Origin of the sequence: Sphingobacterium sp. E70, assembly GCF_019285695.1 — a bacterium.
GTDB lineage: Bacteria > Bacteroidota > Bacteroidia > Sphingobacteriales > Sphingobacteriaceae > Sphingobacterium > Sphingobacterium detergens.
Window position 1 is genome coordinate 1,262,400 of the sequence record NZ_CP079104.1, and the last position, 17,721, is coordinate 1,280,120.

Annotated in this window: 23 protein-coding genes; 4 read left to right on the forward strand and 19 right to left on the reverse strand. The window is 34.9% G+C overall.

Going from position 1 to position 17,721, the window contains the following annotated elements; translation table 11 throughout:
- Positions 1–163: 163 nt before the first annotated feature.
- The 15 genes from KUH03_RS09210 to KUH03_RS09275 all read right to left on the reverse strand — a co-directional run bounded on the left by KUH03_RS09210 (position 164) and on the right by KUH03_RS09275 (position 12,068).
- Positions 164–1,312, reverse strand: a complete 1,149-nt coding sequence (locus KUH03_RS09210; RefSeq protein ID WP_257092747.1) for a TlpA disulfide reductase family protein — start codon at positions 1,310–1,312, stop codon at positions 164–166.
- A 6-nt stretch (positions 1,313–1,318) separates the two neighbouring features.
- Complete coding sequence (locus tag KUH03_RS09215; protein ID WP_257096817.1) at positions 1,319–2,989, reverse strand: glycosyltransferase family A protein; 1,671 nt, start codon at positions 2,987–2,989, stop codon at positions 1,319–1,321.
- 89 nt (positions 2,990–3,078) lie between these two features.
- A complete protein-coding gene (locus KUH03_RS09220) occupies positions 3,079–3,834 on the reverse strand; it encodes a hypothetical protein (RefSeq protein ID WP_257092749.1) in 756 nt (251 codons plus the stop codon).
- Positions 3,835–3,839: 5 nt separating this feature from the next.
- Entirely contained in the window at positions 3,840–4,187 is a 348-nt protein-coding gene (locus KUH03_RS09225; protein WP_257092751.1) for a hypothetical protein, read from the reverse strand.
- 5 nt (positions 4,188–4,192) lie between these two features.
- Positions 4,193–4,609, reverse strand: coding sequence for a hypothetical protein (locus KUH03_RS09230; protein WP_257092753.1), 417 nt, complete (start codon positions 4,607–4,609; stop codon positions 4,193–4,195).
- Between the two features lie 12 nt (positions 4,610–4,621).
- Positions 4,622–5,536 (reverse strand): TlpA disulfide reductase family protein, encoded by a 915-nt coding sequence (locus tag KUH03_RS09235; RefSeq protein ID WP_257092762.1) that lies wholly within the window; start codon positions 5,534–5,536, stop codon positions 4,622–4,624.
- A gap of 563 nt (positions 5,537–6,099) precedes the next feature.
- A complete protein-coding gene (locus KUH03_RS09240) occupies positions 6,100–6,423 on the reverse strand; it encodes a DsbA family protein (RefSeq protein WP_257092764.1) in 324 nt (107 codons plus the stop codon).
- Positions 6,401–6,781: a hypothetical protein gene (locus KUH03_RS09245; RefSeq protein ID WP_257092765.1), complete on the reverse strand. Its 381-nt coding sequence runs from the start codon at positions 6,779–6,781 to the stop codon at positions 6,401–6,403. The genes KUH03_RS09240 and KUH03_RS09245 overlap by 23 nt, the downstream gene beginning before the upstream one ends.
- Before the next feature lie 188 nt (positions 6,782–6,969).
- On the reverse strand, positions 6,970–7,206 hold the full coding sequence (locus KUH03_RS48390) for a vitamin K epoxide reductase family protein (protein WP_373564670.1): 237 nt from the start codon (positions 7,204–7,206) through the stop codon (positions 6,970–6,972).
- Complete coding sequence (locus tag KUH03_RS09250; RefSeq protein WP_257092767.1) at positions 7,157–7,774, reverse strand: cysteine peptidase family C39 domain-containing protein; 618 nt, start codon at positions 7,772–7,774, stop codon at positions 7,157–7,159. Before KUH03_RS09250 ends, KUH03_RS48390 begins: the two co-directional genes overlap by 50 nt.
- Before the next feature lie 533 nt (positions 7,775–8,307).
- Positions 8,308–8,421 (reverse strand): nuclear transport factor 2 family protein, encoded by a 114-nt coding sequence (locus KUH03_RS09255; protein ID WP_257092769.1) that lies wholly within the window; start codon positions 8,419–8,421, stop codon positions 8,308–8,310.
- A gap of 44 nt (positions 8,422–8,465) precedes the next feature.
- Positions 8,466–8,753, reverse strand: coding sequence for a hypothetical protein (locus KUH03_RS09260; protein ID WP_257092771.1), 288 nt, complete (start codon positions 8,751–8,753; stop codon positions 8,466–8,468).
- Between the two features lie 417 nt (positions 8,754–9,170).
- Complete coding sequence (locus KUH03_RS09265) at positions 9,171–9,563, reverse strand: hypothetical protein (RefSeq protein WP_257092773.1); 393 nt, start codon at positions 9,561–9,563, stop codon at positions 9,171–9,173.
- Positions 9,564–10,395: 832 nt separating this feature from the next.
- Entirely contained in the window at positions 10,396–11,349 is a 954-nt protein-coding gene (locus tag KUH03_RS09270; RefSeq protein ID WP_257092775.1) for a S41 family peptidase, read from the reverse strand.
- A 467-nt stretch (positions 11,350–11,816) separates the two neighbouring features.
- Positions 11,817–12,068 (reverse strand): hypothetical protein, encoded by a 252-nt coding sequence (locus KUH03_RS09275; RefSeq protein ID WP_257092777.1) that lies wholly within the window; start codon positions 12,066–12,068, stop codon positions 11,817–11,819.
- A 154-nt stretch (positions 12,069–12,222) separates the two neighbouring features.
- Between KUH03_RS09275 and KUH03_RS09280 the strand changes: the two genes are divergently transcribed.
- The 3 genes from KUH03_RS09280 to KUH03_RS09290 all read left to right on the forward strand — a co-directional run bounded on the left by KUH03_RS09280 (position 12,223) and on the right by KUH03_RS09290 (position 14,190).
- Complete coding sequence (locus KUH03_RS09280; protein WP_257092779.1) at positions 12,223–13,095, forward strand: ADP-ribosylglycohydrolase family protein; 873 nt, start codon at positions 12,223–12,225, stop codon at positions 13,093–13,095.
- Between the two features lie 9 nt (positions 13,096–13,104).
- Entirely contained in the window at positions 13,105–13,257 is a 153-nt protein-coding gene (locus KUH03_RS09285) for a hypothetical protein (RefSeq protein WP_257092781.1), read from the forward strand.
- A gap of 417 nt (positions 13,258–13,674) precedes the next feature.
- Entirely contained in the window at positions 13,675–14,190 is a 516-nt protein-coding gene (locus KUH03_RS09290; protein WP_257092783.1) for a tol-pal system YbgF family protein, read from the forward strand.
- 118 nt (positions 14,191–14,308) lie between these two features.
- Here KUH03_RS09290 and KUH03_RS09295 read toward each other — a convergent pair whose 3' ends face one another.
- On the reverse strand, positions 14,309–14,737 hold the full coding sequence (locus tag KUH03_RS09295; RefSeq protein WP_257092785.1) for a dihydrofolate reductase family protein: 429 nt from the start codon (positions 14,735–14,737) through the stop codon (positions 14,309–14,311).
- Between the two features lie 229 nt (positions 14,738–14,966).
- Here KUH03_RS09295 and KUH03_RS09300 point away from each other — a divergent pair, with 229 nt between their 5' ends.
- The gene (locus KUH03_RS09300; RefSeq protein ID WP_257092787.1) at positions 14,967–15,452 is read left to right on the forward strand and encodes a hypothetical protein; all 486 of its coding nucleotides are present in this window, start codon (positions 14,967–14,969) and stop codon (positions 15,450–15,452) included.
- A 284-nt stretch (positions 15,453–15,736) separates the two neighbouring features.
- Here the strand turns inward: KUH03_RS09300 and KUH03_RS09305 are convergent, their stop codons facing one another.
- The 3 genes from KUH03_RS09305 to KUH03_RS09315 all read right to left on the reverse strand — a co-directional run bounded on the left by KUH03_RS09305 (position 15,737) and on the right by KUH03_RS09315 (position 17,098).
- On the reverse strand, positions 15,737–16,498 hold the full coding sequence (locus tag KUH03_RS09305) for an NADAR family protein (RefSeq protein WP_257092789.1): 762 nt from the start codon (positions 16,496–16,498) through the stop codon (positions 15,737–15,739).
- A gap of 241 nt (positions 16,499–16,739) precedes the next feature.
- Positions 16,740–16,925 (reverse strand): hypothetical protein, encoded by a 186-nt coding sequence (locus tag KUH03_RS09310; RefSeq protein WP_257092791.1) that lies wholly within the window; start codon positions 16,923–16,925, stop codon positions 16,740–16,742.
- Positions 16,926–16,927: 2 nt separating this feature from the next.
- Positions 16,928–17,098: a hypothetical protein gene (locus KUH03_RS09315; RefSeq protein ID WP_257092793.1), complete on the reverse strand. Its 171-nt coding sequence runs from the start codon at positions 17,096–17,098 to the stop codon at positions 16,928–16,930.
- Positions 17,099–17,721 lie beyond the last annotated feature (623 nt).

The following is a 17,721-nucleotide window of genomic DNA, read 5'->3' on the forward strand; positions in this document are numbered from 1 at the left end:
TTTTTTTCATTTTTTTGATTTATAATTATTAAAAGTATAATAGCCACATCTCCCAGGCTATTTATTAGGAGAGCTTGTTAGCAGCTGCTCGACTGTCTATACGATCGTTTGCAACCGACCGGATACTCATCTATATAGTATTTTTATTATTGACCATAATTGGTCACAAGTTGCTCGTATGCATCTTTTTGCGGATATTTATAGATCGATATTTTCCATCTGCTCCTACGATATAGCTAAAGGGAATTAGATCAACCAGATAATTTCTTTTAACATCTTTCACGTTATCCATCGCCGATAAGCTTCGGTAAATAATGGTTCCATCGTAGATCATCTGCTGCCATAGTTTTTCTGTTTGGGGTTCATCAATTGAAATATAGACAATGTCTAATTTTTCTTTTGTCTGTCCATAAAGCTGATTAACCAAAGGAATCATCTGATGGCATGGAATACACCAGGAGGCGGAAAATATCAATAACGTTGCCCGGGATTTGTCTGGAATAACTTTCTCAGTTTTCCGGGTAGATGTATTAATTAACGATAAATTATCAAACTTGGCTTCTTGATATCTCCTGATTTGCTGTCCGGTAGGGCTAGATTGAATATCTGAATCAAAAGCCTCAAAAAGTGGTTTAATATCAGCTGACTCTTTATAAAAATTTAATGTTGAAAATAACTTTTTCAACAATGTACTGGAATTTGGAAACATTTGAATCAAGTTTAACCCCTCCTCCAGCATCGTCGTGTAAGTCTTTCCCTTATTTTTGGGTGACCTGTTAAACATGGAAAAACCAGACTCCATGGAAACAGCCGAAACGAGCAATTCGGCATCGATATCATTCGGTGAATAGAGATGGCGCTTTGCTGTTACTCTTTCCACACTTCCAGTGCTCGGATTGATCCGGATGCTATTGGGATATACATCCGTTTTTAGATAAGTAAGATCCAAAACAATATCTTTATTGGAGAAGAGGCAGCCTGCACACGTTACCGTATCCTCTTTAAATGGCACACTAAACCCAATGTAATTTTTTACAGCATATTTCTCGTCATAAAAACCTAGATCTATCTGACTGATGGAATCATAAAGACGCTTGGGATATTCAAAAATATATTTTGATTTATCCGATATGTCCGCTGAAAAGATATATTTAACATTTTCAAGAGTCCTGATTTCCATGGATAGACCGTCCAAATTAGGACCATCGTAAAAGTTTAATACCAACCTATTTTTAAGGTCTTGTCCATAAACTAGTGCCGAAATGGTCAATAAATTAATCACAATAAAAAATTTATAAAATGCCTTTTTCATAAAAAGTTATAGTTGAAATTTATCAAAGATTTTGTTTACAGATTCGATATCAGATTTTGATACTTCCAGCGCACATAAGGTATCTAAGTATAGGGATTCCCATTTGGGATCTTTCTCTGTCTCGTTATAGAGATAATGTACGAGCTGAAGTTCAATAAGCTTCTGAAATTCGCTATTTACTTTAGATTTATTGTGTTTATTCAAAATTGCAGAGGAAAGAAATTGTTTATAATAATCCTTTGTTAATCTGCAAAACCCCATTCTTGCAGCTTTCTGCTTTTCAATTGTCAGATTATCATACCTATAAAAACTATCTATTGAAAGATGCGCATACTTTATTTTAGGATTATTTAATAATGCCCTCAGATTGAGTTCTACATCTTGCAACCTTTCATACTGCTCGTTCCAACCGCCAATTGCTTTTAAAAAACCAACACGCCAAACTCCGGACATTGTATGCCAAGGTATTTTATGTTTTACCAGATTTACAATCAAACGTTGGATATCCTGATCCAAGACTTTAAACTCCCCTCTGATTCGCTCCTCTGTGTCAATAAATGCTGTCTTAAAGATATATAGATCAAAACTGCCATACTCCTTTATATAAGCTAGCCTATTCTGTAAGCAATTGTTAGACAAATAATCATCAGCATCAACAAACATCACATATGCCGACTTCAAAAAGGACAGTCCTAAATTACGACACACGTTTGCACCTTTGTGAGAAGAGTATTCTTCTCTTTTAAATAATGAAAACCGCAAGTCGTCTTGTATCTTATCTTCGACGATCTGCCTTCCTCCATCTGTTGAACCGTCATCAATAATGAAACAATGCCAGCAGACTAAAGTCTGCTGCTGAATACTTTCGATCGTTTTTTCGACATACTTCCGATTATTGTACAATGGGATCACAATGGAAATTTCAATTGTTTGCATACGTAATCTGAACATTTTTGAAATTTGAAAAAGATAAACTAGAAATTTACCCCGCTCATTATTATCTAAAAATAAACCAGCGTGTGGAATACAGATATAGTTGTCTTTCCAATCGGCTATAACAGAATTCCATATTTTAGATGTATAACGATAAGGTATATCCTTCAATTTTCGCCTTATCTTATTTTTCCAAAAATCATTATTATACTGATGCACACAAACGTATAATTTGGATAGATCTGAATGCGGGATTTGCGCTGTATCTTCCTTTTCTATAAAATCAAGGATTTCCTCAACAGTTTTATAAAATTCGTTTTCAAATAAACTCTCCGAAACAGTTGTTCCGGACAGATAACTATATCGAAGTACAATGTTCAATTTAGCTACTACATCATCACCTTTTTCCTCTGTTAGGTATTGATTCAAGCGTTGAATAATTAATTTTATACATTCAAAATGTGTAAATCGACGATAATATGGAGCGGTAATAGATTTGGGATTGATCCTCAATTGGTAATAAGACATAAAATCTAATAATGTATCAACGTTTGGCTGTGCTGAGAGAACTTCTTTTATAGTCAGTTTATAAATTTGATCATCAAAGTCTTCAAGTATTTCATCCTCTTCTCCTACTAGAAAATCTCTATTAAGTAGAAATGCAATCAGCCAGCCAAGTCCGAGGACGCCGCCTTCAAAATTAAATTCGCTCCTGGAAAGAACAGTTGAAACATAATCTTCCACCAATGTACTAATGTTTTTTTGTCTAAGATATCCTCAATAATCGTAGACAATATTGTATAGGTATTATTTGTATCGGTTATTACCATGATTTAAGAAAAATTATAAGTGGAATCAAGTACATATCCGAAATGTTTTCTGGAGATGGTAGGATCATGTAGAAGATCTCCAATTGATTTAGAGGCTGAATAACCATGTTTAAAATTTAGGATTCGAATTTCATGCGCCTTTCGTGGAAGAGACTGATTGAATTTCCCTTGGTTGGCTGACAAGACTTCAAAATCTAATACTTTAGTAAATACCTCTTTAAACAAAGCGTCAACATGCAAATTTTTATTGGGTAAAACTTTGAGATAAGTATTGTTTAGATTATCCTTTTCTCCGATACGCAACATCTCCTTCAGATCTTTGATGGCAGGTATACTTGCTATCGGTATAAAAATAACTTGCTGATAATTTTCAGGAAGTAAATCTGAATATGTTAAAATAGGTTGATGTATTTCATTGGGTTCTATTATTCCAAATTTTGTTAAAACATAAAATGAAATATTAAGATATTTGGAAATAACTGTGTGAAATAAATCTAAATCGCTAATAATATTATTATCGATTGTATCAATCTCTAAAATCAAACAAGATTTTAAATAGCTATTTCGTTGACTGTCCAGTTCTCTCTTTCTTTGGAGTATGAATTCTACGATCTTTGAGCTGCAGTTTTGCTGGGGATAGACAAAGGGAACAGTCATACCAGGGAACCCTATTGAGATACTCATTTTTCTTAAAGAAATCTTCCTTGCGTTTGACATCTCCTGAATAATGCAAAATCGCTTTTGTTGTCCATTGCTCAATCGGGCTATAGGGCCAAGAAAAATCGAGTTCCTGGTGAATAGATACTTTTTTTCCAACTAACCATAGATTCCATAACACAGCCCACATATCTGCGCACCAGGCCTGTATTCCCCTTTTTTTTTGACCGATATTCCCTTGTTTGCTCATAATTATTTTGCCATAACTTATCATTATATTCTCGCATGCACAGATATAAAGATTCAGCATCTCTTTCGACCTTATCCCAAAAATTGGCATCGATCCCATTTAATATATACTGTGCTCCACCTGTATTTGCATCTTCACCTTCAATTATGCTTTTATCTAAGCCCACAATTGACAGCATATCGTCCAAAAGAGCCTCGTTTGCCACCCGTCTTATATAGTTAAGATCGAGGTAGCCTCTCGTGTCAGAAACAAAACACTCATTAATATCGGATTTTGGAGTTTGAGGTATTCTTGAAAAAGAACGTCCGAATCATGATAAAAGATTGTCTTGAATTGAAGTTCACAAAAGCTTGAAAAATGCTGTTTCAGAATGTGTGGGCGTATAGAAGATGTATAACAGGGCTCAATACGATTGTCTGGGTAAAGGAAAAACTGCGCAAAATCCAAATGGTCATTGATAAATTTATTGAACGCTGGATTTATACCCCTTTTGGGATTATATCCTACCACAACATGAATAGCTTCTTTATCTATAGCTAGTGACTTTAGATTACGCAACTGTAGTTCCAATTGCCATATAAAATAAATATTGTCGGGTTGCGCTGATAGGAAAATTGTACTATTCATGATAAAATTAGTTCATAACTGTTTCATACAGTTTATTTTTCCCGGCTTGTGATCTGATCTCCACAGCTGAAAAAAACCATCTTTTTCAACGAGGTAACATAGTGGCAAAGATGTCGCACCGATACGCTGTTTGAAAGCATTTACATCGGCTGGAAAGAGGCTCCGAAAGGGAAATTTCTCTTGCTTGAGCATCTTTTTCCAATTATCTCTCGTATTTTCGAGATCCACAGATATATAAACGATTGCTAATCTATCACCTAAATCATTATTTATTTCTTTAACCAGTGGTATCATTTTATGGCATGGAATACACCATGAAGCAGAAAAGACCACTAAAGTCGGAATTTCTGGTTTTAAAATAATAGGTTCTGTAGCGCCCGTAGCAACATTTAAAAGCAGGCTATTCGGAAATCTATCCATTAAATAATTCCGTATTTTTTCCCCATAAAAAGTCTCCAAAAGACTAGCCCCAAATTGATTAAAAATAGAACGTAGATCATTTTTATCAGAGAATCGATTGGCATTTAAAGCTAATCGGGCCATTAAAGCACTAGATCTGGGATATCTTTTGACAATAGTCCGGAATTCATCAATTCTTTCTGTATAATTATCTTGCTTAAATTCTGAGAACTTTGAGTCGGTTGAGACCATTGCAGCGATTAATTCACTATCATCAGTGTGAATTATACTAAAATGATCCCGAATATTTTTAGTCATGACACGCCTTTTTGCTCGAAAATCATATGCTAGTGCATTATAAGAAGAGCTTCCTATTGAGTCATAAGACAGAACAGTGGTACTTTTAGGAGAATAAAAGCAGGAAATACAAAAGAGCTCCTTGTTTTCTACCTTTTGATGCAGGACGATATCATTTTGAATAGAATCCTCTTTGGAAAAAAGGCTAAAGAAAATTGCTTTCTTATACACGCTGTCGGGATAAGAGAAGACCCATGAATTAGGTTCTTTTTCGATGCCCTCAAAGAAAAGCACCTCTTTTTCTACATTGACTTTTAAAATAAGGTTTGCATATTTTTTCCCGTTGATATCGACTCTTAGTATATTTTGGCTAAATAGGTAAAAGCTATTGCCAATGAGAAGTAGTAAGGATAGCAGGATTTTCATATCAGTTCTTATTATTTAAAAGTAGAACAACTGGAGTTTACTGCTCCAGTTATTCTACCAGATGTTTAGCCGCAATAACAACCGTTGGATTCCGTCAAACATGTGCCGGGATTTCCGGCGGATATCTCACAGCTACCTGAACAGTTTTCCGGATCTCCGGAGTGATCATTACAATTTACTGTAGAGCCACCAGTTTGTGCTGTGCTTATAGACCATCCCCTAAAACATCTTTTAACTGCTCACGAGATAGTTGTTCTATCTCTTTCAAGTTCAAATTTTCTAATGAAATTTTTTTCATAATTATATTTTTGTTCTGATGATGTTCATTCGCTCCGGAACATCTTGAGAGGGCATTTGAAGTTGCCAGCTTATATTTTGTTACGTTTGCAACCGCAACAATGATCTATATAGACTCTATAAAAAGAAATTTTTAGCTCCTTTACCCTATAACCATCGGGCATTTCACGTCCATTAACGAATATCGTCGGAGTCACTCTTATTTTCATTGTATCATACCATTCCCTCATTTTACGTATTTTATGATGCTGATGTACTAAATAGTTATCCAATTGGTATTCTTCAGAAAACTTATTAAAATCCTTTGAGCCACCAGCATACCATTTATCTAGGGCAGTATGTGCTACTTGGTCCCCATTTTTTCCTGTATCTCTAGAAAGAGGATACAGGCGCATTTTTTATATCCCAGTCTTCGCCAGTTGCAGAAAAAATAATTCTGAGTTTCGTATCTGGATTACCGGCTACGATGGCTTCTAATTCTGGATGGGCTTTTGAACAGGGCCCGCAATACGGATTACAGACTTTTATAATTTCATTCTTTGCATTCGGGTCTCCAAGGAGTATCCCAAGCCCGTCTGGAGACTGTGTAATAGAATTGCTGGTGGAGAGCAATGCGTCAAATACTTCTCGCCTGTAGCGTATTTTCTTCAATTGCAATTCGTGGTTTTTAGCCTGCTGAGCCTTTTTCAAAACAGGTAGAAGGAAATAGGTTAGCATCAGAGAAATGGAAAAAATTGAAATTGTATTGATCAAAGGCATTAAACCAAACTCCGTGAAGTTATTTTGAACCGATATATATATAAGACTTGCACACGCGTTAAATGTTATAACACACTGAACAATTAAACATAAAGGACACCATTGCCTGACTACTTTAGCTTGATAGTATAAGGAATAAATAACATACGGAAATGTCATTAAAGCTATGTACGACCATAGGTTTACATGAGAAACAGAATCCGCAAACAGTAATTGATATAAAAAAATGAAGAGAAGTAGGCAAATCCCCATATGGACCAGCTTATCCCAAGAAACCTCGCTCCTCTGGATGAAAGTACAGCATTACAATTTGATTTGCTACCAAGACTGCCGCAGACCTCTCTTATAAGTGGATTAAAAGCATCAATTTCATGCCATATCAATAGTGTAGAACAGAGTGTCCCAATTGTTGAAGTCAACAGAAAAATTGGCGAAATCCAGGCTGTATTTTTGAAAATAAATACTTGTAGAAAAAGTAGGGTTAAAATTAAAAAGCCTCCAAGATAGAAGGGTAGATTTGAAAAAAATTGCTTGTTTTCTCATTGATCCTATTTTGCTCATAATTGTATTCATCTTTTTCTTTCTACCATCGAGAAGCAGTAAAACATCTTTATCAATAGATTCAAAATAGCTGATTTCTGCTGTAACCAGGTTATTGGTTTGAGGATCAAGAAAGCTAATTTTATTTCCATTTACTGCGATAACCACCGTGAAGCTAGCAGCTGGCCAGTCTTCTTTTTGAATTACACTGACGAATGGTGTCTCAATGTCTTCATATTTTATATTCTTTCTCAAAATAGCGAGACTTTTTACGCTATATTCATCAAGAACATCTTTTATTGCCAACATAGAATGAGGATCATTATGTCCATCAATCAATGACAATAAATTGGAAGATGTAAATTTTACTTGATAAAATTTTAGAATACATGCGCAGGCAATTTTTACGGCGGATTCAGATTTTACTATCTCCTTTAAAAATCTCATTAAGTTTATATTTACGGTTCTTGTTTGGTTACTTATCCTCGAAAGATATTACTTTAAATGATAACTAAGTAATGATCATTTACGCATTAAGTATTACCAATGTATGGATTGAGATAAAAATTTTCAACATTTTTTTAGTACACAAACGTTTGCTCTATTTACGAATACCTTTTCGTACTATCAATTCATAACAGGGACATCGTTTGTTATGAACATATTTGTAAACTTGTTAATTAGTAATATTTACCATTGTCTTTTTGCTCCCACAAATATGAAAGCACGACCCAAAATAGGTCTTGGTTTTTGGGATATAGTTTGGGATAATGTAAAGTCTATAATTGACAAGGTGGTTATCGATTGTACTAATATTGGTCTTATTGTTTTAGAAAATTATATAGATATTAAAAATAAATTCATAATTATCAACAAATGGACAAACTAAAAAAGCCACATCTCACGACGTGGCCCTAAATAAACATATGATTCACTAGTGGATTGGGTTTTATTACGAGCAATCCACCAGTGATAAGGTACTATTTATATGAATTGATCGATTTGGATACTTTCCAGTCATTACCCTCGCGTACCAAAGTCACAAGATCAGTCTTGGTGAAGTTTTCAAACTTCAGGGTCACTTTTGCTACCATATAATCTGCTGATTCTTCGATGATGTCAGTACTAACTGTACAGTTTAGCTTCTCGCCTTTTGTTTTTTCAAGTATTTAACGACTTCATTCCGGCTGTTGGTCTTTGCATTTGCTGATTGAATTTTTTGGCTGAAATCTTCAGCAAATAATTGCTCTACGCCTGCTGACTCGCCTTCTGTCGTAACTGCAACATAATGCTCAAGGGCAAAGTCTGCTGTGGAAAGGTTAACGTTTGCTTTTGCTGATTTTGAACCTGGTCCTTCAGCGGCCATAGCGAATGTAGATACTGCGATTAGGGCTGCTGCTGTAAATGTTTTTATTAATGCTTTCATAATGTCTTTATTTTATTGTGTTAGTTATATTGTTCTTATTTGTTGACTCAAAACTACAACACAATATGCCCCTAGCCTATGGGCTTTAGACCAACGGACAGGAAAACTCGGTGAATGACAGGAATGGGGAGGTGAAGTTTACATAAAAATAAACTTGAGCGTTCTAGCTGTTTTTAATAGACTCTTATTCTTGCTAATAGGATAAACACAATAAATAAAATACCTATTGCAAATAGCGCATATATGCCTAACACAGATTTCCATCTGAAATACTCTTCGTAGATAAGAATTTTTGTCGGTTTATGATTGCTATTATTGACTCCATAAGTAGCAATATACTCTTTTACTTCGTTTGGTGAACCTTGATGTACGCCTTCAAATTTTTAACGATTATCTTGTTTTTTGAGTGATAGTCTTCTAAAAATAGCCTATATCATCAACGATTACAGTAACGTTAGATTCGCTTTCTTTATCATCTACATACAAATCAATACCTCCGCTTTTTTTTCCATTTAGCTGTGCTTCTTTAATCTTAAATCCTGTAAGCTCAAATTCATCTGATTGCATGCGATCAAGTGCCGTAATTGGAACCTGCTCATAGATTTTATGATATTTATCATAATCTTCTTTTATGCTTTTTCCTACAAAGAAGAGTCCTACGAGTAATATCATCAGCGGCTTAAAAACGCCTGCTATTCCTCCCATAAAATCGGTTTTGGGTTTATTGTCCATTCTTTCTGATTGAAGTCTTTGGTGTTGTTTTATTTCCCACATCTTCCTGATGTACATCGTGATTACTTGATTTGTCATTTGTGCACCTAAGCAAGGAAGCTTACTTAAAGCTACATCATTTCTCCTTCGTATAAATTAACTTTTTAATATTCGCCATGCACCAGTTATTATTCGCTGTATAGCATCAATCCATTTACCGTGGGTATACATCCGACTATGAATAAAGCAAAAAGCCTCATCTCACGATGTGGCTTTTCTGATAATATATTTTCCCCAATTACCTGTTCTATTTACTATGCCTAGATTATTAGTCCAATTCATAAGATTACTCTGGAACTAAAAAATTTCTATTGATAAATTTAAAACCGGACTGAATTTTTTTATATTTTGAATATCTATAATCAGTAGGTTCAGGTATCTCGATTAAATTTTTCGAATTATTTTTTCGTTTCTTAATCAATATTGAAGAAGAAATCCGCGACTCACTTTGAAATTGGAAGAATTCTTTAGCACCGCGATCTATCGCAAGGAGTTTATTATGAATAAAAATCCCATATATAGAACTTGAGTTACTCAAAAGATAATTGTAAAATGCAGACCTATCCATATAATAAATCTCGAGTATAGAATCTCGTTTATCGAAATACAAAATAGCATCCATGTCATGAATGACCTTTCCGCTTGTAGAATCCTCTTTAAAAATACCCTTTCCAATCTTTTATCCACCTTCTCTATTAGGGAAAATCATTTCCGGTTTGTGATTTAGCTGTACTAATAACAAAACAAAAGAAGCTCAATAGTAATACCTTTTTCAAAAATTTCAAAACAAATCAAATAGTTCCTTTTCGTCCATCTGTCTTTTACTCTATAAACTTCAATTTTACTGTTCGAAGTTAAATCCCCTTTGCTCTCAAAAACTCAATTGCTTTATTGATAAATACTGATTTTTTTCTAATGTAAATCGATAACGTTCTTTAAAAGTTCGGATATTTTCCGGATATTCCAGGTCAACGATGATATCTGGGATTACACCTTCCCCGACATGATAAGACTTTCCTTTCCGATCATGCAACAATGCTGTCATTAAATTAACGGAATAACCTTTATCCACATAATAGAGTTCATTGTTCGAAGTTAAACCATTCGTCTTCGCTCCGATTAAAGTGACATTCTTTTGTCCTAGGAAATGACTCGCAGTAATTTCGCCAGAACTTGCAGTGATATTTGAGACCAGGACAATAATGGGTATCTGATTATTTCTAAGTGGTTGAGCTTGGACGGTATCGAATTTACAATATTTAGCTTCAATGCTATTGTCAATATATAGACCATTTTGAGGAATCTGAAATTTATTGATTAAAACCTCCTTACCATCTTTATCTAAGGTTCCATCGAAATAAGAAAAAGTTTGAGTCGTATCAATTAAGCTATGGAATGGAGTGACCATTGGTACAAAAGCGCCCCCATCATTTTCAGTTAAGTCAATAATCCAGGCTTTCGGCTGCTTTCCATCCAGTTCACGCAACTGTTTTTGTAAAGTATCAATATAGCGTCTATGCTCTAAAAGTACACCAGGAACATTGATATATGCATATTTATCTTCAATGAAACGATGTTGAAAATTGAGCGGAGGCATTCCTTCTTTCTCATAGGTCGTACTTGCGATCATTTTAATTAATGCCAAATTATCCATTGTATCTTTAACGTAGCCCACGCTGGAATGAAGGTCACTTAATCCGGAAACTATTTCTTTAAATGTCGGCAATAATGAATCTGTCTTATTCATATGCTTAACCTTTGCATTGGTCTCTGTGCGTAATTGGTCGAAGTTGATCTTGCTACGCATAAAAGAATGGACTTCCAACGTATCGATAAATTGATTTGCTAATTTGATTACCTCCCTATTTTGAGCACGGCAAATATTTAAAATGGAAAAACAAGCTATGAAAAAAAAGGCTTTGTACATAAATTAAAGATTAATAATATATCAAAAATAAAGAAATAACACCAATTCTATTTAACGTTTGTAGAAATATATACTGAAAAAGCCACATCTCACGACATGGCCTTAAATAAACATATGATTCATTAGTTGTCAGCTCTCGGTATGACCGAGCTGACAACTAGTTATTGGGAACTATTTATAGGAGTTAACTGAACTAGTTACTTTCCAATTATTACCTTCACGTACCAAAGTCACAAGATCAGTCTTGGTAAAGTTTTCAAATTTTAGAGTTACTTTGGCTACCATATAATCTGCTGATTCTTCGATGATGTCAGTACTAACTGCACAGTTTAGCTTCTCGCCTTTTTGTTTTTTCAAAGATTTGATCAACGCGCTACGACTATGGCTTTGCGCATTAGAAGCTTGAACCTTTTGGCTGAAGTCTCCTGTAAACAATTGCTCTCTCCCGCTGACTCGCCTTCTGTCGTTACCGCAACATAATGCTCAAGGGCAAAATCTGCTGTGGAAAGGTTAACATTTGCTTTTGCTGATTTTGAGCCGGGTCCTTCAGCTGCCATTGCAAATGTTGATACTGCGATTAAAGCTGCTGCTGCGAATGTTTTTACTAATGCTTTCATAATGTCTTTATTTTATATTGTTAGTTATATTGTTCTTATTTGTTGATTCAAAACTACAACACAATACGCCCCTAGCCTATGGGCTTTAGACTAATAGATAGGAAAACTCGGTGAATGGTGGAAATGGGCAGGTAAATATTTTTATTATCTTAATGTGAAATCATTCATCCAATCATTTATGAACGAACAATCAAACAGATCTGCTAGTGATCCGAATACATCGGCTAGCCAAGCGAAAAATAGAATGTATGGAGCATTGTTTGGTATTGCAGTTGGTGATGCTTTGGGTGTTCCATTTGAATTCAGGTCGAAAGAAGACATGCTTAAAAATCCAGCTACTGAAATGATCGGTTTTGGCAGTCATAATCAACCTATGGGTACTTGGTCTGATGATACCTCATTAACCTTGTGTCTCGCGGACTCGCTTTTGAATGGGTACAATATATTAGATGTATCCGAAAAATTTATAGCATGGAAGGAAGGTAAATTGTGGACAGCACGAGGAGATGTCTTTGATATTGGTATCACCACAGCTAAATCAATCAGTGAGCTCAAACATATTATCGAATCCGGGCAAATCGGGGAGCTAACTGCACTAAGATATCAGGCAAGAGAACAAGACAATGGTAACGGTTCATTAATGAGAATACTGCCGCTTTTATTTGAAATCAAAGGACTTACACCAGCAGAACAATTTGAGAAAATTTGGGAAGTCTCGGCCTTAACGCACAAGCACATACGCGCTGCCATGGCATGTTTTATCTATCTCAAATTAGCTGAACTCATTTTGCTAGGCTTGGCCAAAGAGCAGGCTTATACTGAAATGCGAAATCAAGTTTCAAAATTCTGGGTAGACAGCAATTTCCCTGACTCAGAAATCATTTATTTTAATAGTACGATTTTACATGACATTCGGTCTAAATCACATAATGAATTAAGGTCCAGTGGTTATGTGATAGATAGTTTAGAATCAAGCCTATGGTTTTTATGGAAAAAGACAACTACAGGGATACAGTATTATCTATAATAAACCTTGGTGAAGATACAGACACTGGAGCTGCCATTGCGGGGATTAGCTGGTTTGTATTATGGACTGGAAAGTATACCTGAAGATTGGCTCCTGAACCTCGCCCGTTATGATGATATCAAATCGCTAATAGAAAAAATGGCGCGGAGATATTTGGATTAGAAATTTCGATCGTAATCTCTAGCACGCATAAGCTAGTTTCAAACAGGTCAATTTAAAACATCGAAATATTTATTTTTAAAACTATTTCAAATCGACTGTTGTTCTTATCATACAAAGCGGCTATTAGTTACCTTTCGAAAGAAAGGACCAACATAAAAATTGGCGTTGTACAGTGAAAATCCAATCGTCTAAAAAAACATTGGATGACGAAACAAAAAAGAGGAAACGATAGGAAACATAAAAATTACTGTACAAGTAAACGCTAAGAGAAAGGGTCTGATTTAACATCAGGCCCTTTTGACGTAAAAAACCATATCTCACTATATAGTACCCCATAAATTAACCACTAACCTGTACAATACTTTTATAGAATTTTGGTACATTTAAAAATATAAACCAAAAATATATTTTACTTGAATGAGCGCAAATGTTCCTATTGTTCGACAAGTCTCTTGGCCAGCTGTCTTAATCATCTCATTGGTATTGGCTGGTTTTATCGCTATTTCTGTATTTTTCTTTCAAATACATGGGATTATTATGGGTATAGCTTTCTTTTGGGCCTTAGCTGTCCTATTAAATCAGACAATTCCGACAAGCCACAACAAAGGGATGAAAGCTATAAAACGAAAGGACTTCAAAGTGGCCCTAGAATACTTTAAGCAAAGTGCTGATTTTTTTACAAAGTATGCTTGGGTAGATAAATATCGTACTATAACATTTTTAAGTGCTTCAAAAATGCACTATCGGGAAATTGCACTTTGCAATATTGCATTTTGCTATGTACAGACAATGGAAGCAGAAAAAGCAAAATCAACCTATGAAGAAATTCTAAAAGAATATCCTGGCAATGGAATCGCTTATTATGCACTAAATTCAATCAATACGTTTTCAAAAAGAATGATTAACAAGAGCAAGTCCGACAAATTATTCTGATCTTGCCATAGTGTAAAAATGTCACATAAGTATTAATTCGTAGCATAGGTAATTTTATATCAATTATAAGGTCGGTAAATATGCAAATTACTACCACATGAATAGCGTTTAGTACTGATTAAATCGAGTTTGATCCGATCTGATATATTGGGAACAACGGCCTTCCTGAGCCAAGAACAACAGGATATACCATTAATGCATATTCATCTATTAAATCTAACTTTGCGAGTTGAGAGACAATAGTACCGCTTCCGTAAATAAGAATATCACCACCCAGACCACGCTTCAATTCCTCAATATCATGTTTATTGACCTCCTTAACAATTTTTGTATTGTTCCAATCAGCCTTGGCAAGTGATTTTGAAAAAACAATCTTTGGTGTATTGTTCATGAAATGAACAAACGATGGCCGATCCGATGCAGTCAAAGTCTCATCGGACCAATATTGAAACATTACTTCATAGGTCTCCCTACCATAAATAATCGTATCCGCTTTATTCTGCCGCTGTTCATAAAAATCCTCGATTTCGCTATCCCAGGAAACCAATCTGTTTCTCCATGAATACCTGCGATAAAACCATCAATCGATACCCAGTTTAAAAGGCTGATTTTTCTCATAATAAGCTTAATTTTAATTGTAATTTAGGATCGTGATTTTTTCTACAAAACTATTTTTGAATAGAATAAAATTATAGATTTATAACCTTTAAGCACTTATCATAAGGCAAGAAAACAGTTATGTTTCTTCCTTAAATCTTTAAGTACATTAGTGATTGATGAGGAAAACAGCCATTATCTATTCACATGATAAAATTATAGGCACTGCGGAACTGGAAGTCGGGGATTTCAGTATGGGAGGTCTATATGGAAGCTTTAACCCAAATCAAACTTATTTCAACCAAATTCAGAAACATGCCCAAGAATTTTTAAATACAAATGGTAAGAATATAAAAGAATGGATGTCCCTAAGATTTAATGTTCAACTTGAAAATGGAATGTTTTTATTTCCCGTAGGTGGTATCACGATTGAAGACAGCGAGGAACTACCAGAGCTCGCTAAAAGAATCGATTTGGCGGGAGTTGATACAAGAATAATCGAAGATTTTATTATCGAAAATCCGTCGAAAATCTTTGTGGAATCCCCTTGGGAGCCACTTACTATTGCCCAAAAATTGGCTTTTGAAGATAAGCTGCATAAAGAAGTCCATTCATCAGGATTTATACGCAATTATTTTCGAGTCATTCCTCCAACCCTATTTTAAAAGAAGCAATGGTATCAGCTTTGTCTATAAATGTTACCGCATCTGAGGTATTATTTGAAATACAGAGTAAGACAATCGATCAACGATTTGCTTTAATAGCATTCAAACAATCAGGTCTAGATAAAACCAGCTTGTTATCCAATATTATATTATTCCAGGATTTTGAGGAATTCAAATATCTGAAGATGTATCCTGACAGAAACGAATGGGAAGATTAACTCACAATGATACACAAAAATTAAAACCATATCTCGGGACCTGGCAAAAAAACAGATAATTCCTCATCAAGAATAAAAACCTAGCCATTGATAAGGTTGAGGGTTGGTCAATTGAAAAATTGTCTTTTCTCGCTCATTCAAATTATCATAATAATTAGAGAATTCGACGATATATTCTTCTCCCGCTCCCATTTTCCAAAACATATCCATAGCGTCTTTATCTGGGAATTTAGACCAAGGTGTTAGCAGGGCATTTTCAAGCGGTTCGAAATGTCCGAATTGATTAAGCAAATCTCGTACTTCCATCAGTGCAAAACCCAACAGATTTTGCCCACGCCAACAATAGATATTTTCAATATCACTATCATCTTGTGACATCCCAATGCCCCAAATGTCATCAACAGGACTTGCTTCAACTAATATTCTACTTTCAGTATTCAACATGTAAGCGGCTAACTCAGGATGCTGATTAAACTTATGTATATTTCCGAGCTTGACAATTTCAAACTTTCTTTCATTCCAAATCTGATCGTCATAACCAATAACCTGCCTTCCCAAATCTTTAGCCTCGCCTGGTTTATGACAATTGATAATTTTCTCAAAATTCTTTTTATCGCCAAACAGCAGTGCTTTGTGAGCCATCATCCAATGTTCGGCGGTCTTATAGGTTATATTATCAACCGTAAACGCGCTTTCATACCATTGACTAAAAATAAATTTACCAACACCTTGATGTTGATTATTAGAATGGCCCCAGAAGAAGATAAATTTGAACATATCTCCATTTTCAAACCTTTCTTTTAGCCATTTGATATTGTATTGTGACATAATGCCATTTCTATGCTAATAAAGGACTAATTTAAATATAATAGCTACCAAACAAAATAATATCAGGAAAATAGCGCATTCTAATATAGATGAAAGTAATAAAGCCGCATCTTTCGATGTGGCTCTACAACATTTATATATTTATTGAGATGGCTCTTATTGATAGGAATGAATTGACTTGGACACCTTCCAATTCTCATTCTCGTAAACCAACGTCACTAGATCCGTCATGCTAAAGTTGTCAAATTTTAATACAATTTTTGCAATCATATAATCTGTCGATTTTTCGACGATCTTGATATTCACTTTGCAGTTCAGGATTTCTCCTTTTGTTTTTCAACGATTTGATCACTGTACTACGTCCGTAGGTCGATACATTGGCCGCCTGGATCTTTTGACTAAAATCTTCGGCAAACAACTGCTCCAAACCTACCGATTCTCCTTTGTCGTTACCGCAACATAGTGCTCTAAGGCGAAGTCTGCCGTAGAAAGGTTGATGCTTACTTTGTCTGATTTGGAGCCTGGTCCTTCAGCTGCCATTGTGCATGTGGATACAGCAAATAAGGCTGCTGCTGTTAATGTTTTGACTAATCTTTTCATAATGTCTTTTCCATACTAATGAGTGCATAAAGCATATAGAATCCGTTTTATCAACCGCATGCCAAATACTATACCAGTCGCCACAATAAGTCCATTTGTATCTCCTAAGCGCTTCAATGGCCTTTTTAGATCTTCTTCTAAAAAAGAGATGTACGCATACGAACAGTTTATAAACATATTGTCCGCATACGTACAGCGCATCAAGAGTCTAACAAGAGATTAACTATAGTGAATGCTGGTGGTATTCCTTGGAAAAACTGGGATATTTGAAAATAGAGATTTCGGAGTGGAGCTGAACAGGCTTCGTCAGTTGTTTGTTGAGGTATAGGAAAACTCTTTTACTTTAGCCACTTCTAGATTAAAAATCCATATATGGAGAGATTTAAGGATAGGTTAATTGCTATGGTCAGTGATGGCTATTAAAGTCTGAATAATCTGCCAACTATGCTAACTATATAAATTAAGATATAGAAAATAAAAATAAACACAAAAAGGTTTATTATACGATTTAGTAAATACAGAGGAACTTCAGAAAGCTCAATTTCCCCAAAAATAAGATCCAAAAATGTATAAACAAAAACTAGTATCAAAGGATACTTTATCATAATCCATAGTGTTGTATT

Excerpts from the sequence above, each read along its gene's own strand:
- KUH03_RS09230 (WP_257092753.1), bottom strand. The coding sequence starts at position 4,609 with ATGAATAGTACAATTTTCCTATCAGCGCAACCCGACAATATTTATTTT.
- KUH03_RS09300 (WP_257092787.1), top strand. The coding sequence starts at position 14,967 with ATGAGGAAAACAGCCATTATCTATTCACATGATAAAATTATAGGCACT.
- KUH03_RS09210 (WP_257092747.1), bottom strand. The coding sequence starts at position 1,312 with ATGAAAAAGGCATTTTATAAATTTTTTATTGTGATTAATTTATTGACC.
- KUH03_RS09250 (WP_257092767.1), bottom strand. The coding sequence starts at position 7,774 with ATGAGATTTTTAAAGGAGATAGTAAAATCTGAATCCGCCGTAAAAATT.
- KUH03_RS09315 (WP_257092793.1), bottom strand. The coding sequence starts at position 17,098 with ATGAAAAGATTAGTCAAAACATTAACAGCAGCAGCCTTATTTGCTGTA.
- KUH03_RS09240 (WP_257092764.1), bottom strand. The coding sequence starts at position 6,423 with ATGCGCCTGTATCCTCTTTCTAGAGATACAGGAAAAAATGGGGACCAA.
- KUH03_RS09275 (WP_257092777.1), bottom strand. The coding sequence starts at position 12,068 with ATGAAAGCATTAGTAAAAACATTCGCAGCAGCAGCTTTAATCGCAGTA.
- KUH03_RS09305 (WP_257092789.1), bottom strand. The coding sequence starts at position 16,498 with ATGTCACAATACAATATCAAATGGCTAAAAGAAAGGTTTGAAAATGGA.
- KUH03_RS09260 (WP_257092771.1), bottom strand. The coding sequence starts at position 8,753 with ATGAAAGCATTAATAAAAACATTTACAGCAGCAGCCCTAATCGCAGTA.
- KUH03_RS09265 (WP_257092773.1), bottom strand. The coding sequence starts at position 9,563 with ATGACAAATCAAGTAATCACGATGTACATCAGGAAGATGTGGGAAATA.
- KUH03_RS09255 (WP_257092769.1), bottom strand. The coding sequence starts at position 8,421 with ATGGTAGCAAAAGTGACCCTGAAGTTTGAAAACTTCACCAAGACTGAT.
- KUH03_RS09290 (WP_257092783.1), top strand. The coding sequence starts at position 13,675 with ATGAGCGCAAATGTTCCTATTGTTCGACAAGTCTCTTGGCCAGCTGTC.